The 2,227-nt window shown below is 46.7% G+C and carries 3 protein-coding genes; all 3 read right to left on the bottom strand.

Annotated elements, in window-relative coordinates:
* Positions 1 to 638: hypothetical protein (locus ACFQ8T_RS21650; RefSeq protein ID WP_430548511.1), on the bottom strand; the 638-nt coding region annotated here is incomplete at its 3' end.
* Positions 607 to 1,431 carry a glycoside hydrolase family 73 protein gene (locus tag ACFQ8T_RS21645; protein ID WP_376642737.1) on the bottom strand — a complete coding sequence of 275 codons (825 nt, stop codon included), beginning with the start codon at positions 1,429 to 1,431 and terminating at the stop codon, positions 607 to 609. The genes ACFQ8T_RS21645 and ACFQ8T_RS21650, both read right to left, overlap by 32 nt.
* Positions 1,432 to 1,439: 8 nt before the next feature.
* Complete coding sequence (locus ACFQ8T_RS21640) at positions 1,440 to 2,201, bottom strand: LysM peptidoglycan-binding domain-containing protein (RefSeq protein WP_376642739.1); 762 nt, start codon at positions 2,199 to 2,201, stop codon at positions 1,440 to 1,442.
* Between the last annotated feature and the right edge of the window lie 26 nt (positions 2,202 to 2,227).

Below are 2,227 nucleotides of genomic sequence, written 5' to 3'. Positions count from 1 at the left end.
TAAATGACACCCGAGTTAGGCGGGTAGATCGTCAACTCTCGGCGGTTTGTCAGTTTGCTAGAACCTGACTTTGCCATTACAGGCGTGACGCCTACACTCACCCCACCAACCCTAAAGTCATTCATTCCGGCTTCCCGAGTTGGTACAGGTTGTGTCGCCGGGATAGAAGACCCGCCGAGTGTGACAGGCTTATCTATCTCAACACTCCCAATATGCTTGTCGCCTGCCGCAAGCGGCGGTAACGCTGATATATCTACGGTTCCTGTCATCTGCCCAAGCTGAACGGTGTCAATGGACTGTGGTATAGATGACGCTGTAAATTTCTCAATCCAAGATTCGACCCGGACTTTTTCGGGCTGCACGATCGCGGCGTCAAGGTAGATTGTGTGATAGCCGAGCGGTCGCGCCAAAAGCTTTGTTGACCCCGGCGCTACGGCTAAAAGATAATTGTTAGGCGACACGCTCGGGCGCTCGTGTACGTACACGATCTGACTTGTGTTATTTGTTATGGCTGAATGGTTCGGCTTTGTGTCGTCAAAATAAACCGTTGTAATGTCGCCCGGTAGCATGGTGACGGTCTGTTCACGCCATGTACTCTTTTTATGGTCATCCCCCGGCTGTTTGACTAGTTCCGGCATTCTTGTTCACTCCTTTTGCTATTGTAGCGGCTTTCTTGATGTGGTTTGACGCGCTGCGTCCTTTCTTAATGGCTTTGGCTCCCTTAGAAACAGATTTGACAGCACGACCACCCGGAACAAAATCCATTGCGGTGGATGCTGTACCTTTCGCAACGTCTCCGACTGCTGGGAAGGCTTTCATAAAGAACACGATTGCAATGATAGCAAGCCCGAGAATAAGAGACCATCTGAACACGCCGAACATGATATTTGATAAATATGATTTGTCGTCAGTGCCTGAAGATGAAGAATCCCCACCTGTCGCCCCGGCTCCTGACGTTCCTTTGAATGTAATGTCCTTATCATCGTACTGGTGAAGGTTGTTACTGCTGATAATGCCGAGAAGCTTATTTACATAGTTAGGGTCTGTTGCATACCCTCCAGCTTTGATTCCCTTCGCATAGTCCTCAACGCTTTTTGCGTTCTTCAGCTTTGACGCATAACGCGGCTTGGATAATAGTTCCGCGTGGGCGCGTATGGAATCTTGATAGCTGTTGTACTTTGCAAAGCCATCCTTCACGTGATAGGTCTTACCGTTATATACTTCGGTCGTACCCATCGTGGCACTTCCTGCTGTACCTCTTCCCTTTATTCCAAATAGGTTCTTAGAGTAGTAGGCAAGCCCGGACAATCCGCCCGGGTTTGAACCGCCTGATTCTAACATGATTTGACCCAGTATGATGGATGCAGGGATGCCAGTTTCTTTCTGTATGGCTTGCGCGTCTTTGATAAACGGCTTTATATTTACGCCCATACTTCCACCTACTTTGTCAGGATTTTGATTTTCTGACCCGGTTTAATTTTGTTCGGGTCTTTGAGTTTGTTAAACTTGGCTGTTTCCATATACGCGGCTTTTGTACCACCCTTACCATATTTCTGCGTCAATTCTGACAACGTGTCACCTTTTTTCACCGTCACCGTTTTGTATTTTGGTGTAGACGGTTTTTTCGCTGGCGATGGCTTTTTAGCCGGGGTTGACGGTTTTTTAGCAGGTGTTGTCGTTTTGGCAGGTGTTGACGGTTTCGCGTTCTTCAGCTTTTCCAGTTCTTTATGAAGCTGGTCATTTTCTGTTTCCAAGTTGCTGTATTTCTTCGCTTGATCGGCAAGCTGTTTTGAAATGCTGTCCTTTACTTGGTCAACATACGTTTTGTTTTCCTTGCCAATATCGGTAATGGTGTCGATTACATCTGACTTAAATGATTCTTGGTTCTGCCCCAATTCATTTGCAAAGTTGTTTAAGGCTGTATCAACGCTACCTTCAATGAGAGATTGATTGTTTTGTAGCTGTGCCTGAACCAAGCTTGAATTCATAGGATTGCCATCCAAGTAATCACCCTCTAATGCTTCAGAAGTCACGTACTGTTCTTCCTCAGCAGGACGCCCACGCGTCACAAGGGAGACTAATAGAAAGACCCCAATTGCAACCGACCCGATAATGACAATATTCTTTTTGTTTAATTGGAATTTCTTTTTACCCGGGGAATGACCCCCGGATTCATGACCGACTTGTTCAAATTCCGCCATACCAATATAAGCCTCCTATCGGATCA

Origin of the sequence: Isoptericola sp. NPDC056618, from assembly GCF_042792715.1 — a bacterium.
Lineage (GTDB): Bacteria > Actinomycetota > Actinomycetes > Actinomycetales > Cellulomonadaceae > Isoptericola > Isoptericola nanjingensis.
This window is presented reverse-complemented; position numbering and strand designations above follow the sequence as displayed.

Coding starts and splice junctions, on each gene's coding strand:
- ACFQ8T_RS21645 (WP_376642737.1), bottom strand. CDS start 1,431: ATGGGCGTAAATATAAAGCCGTTTATCAAAGACGCGCAAGCCATACAG.
- ACFQ8T_RS21640 (WP_376642739.1), bottom strand. CDS start 2,201: ATGGCGGAATTTGAACAAGTCGGTCATGAATCCGGGGGTCATTCCCCG.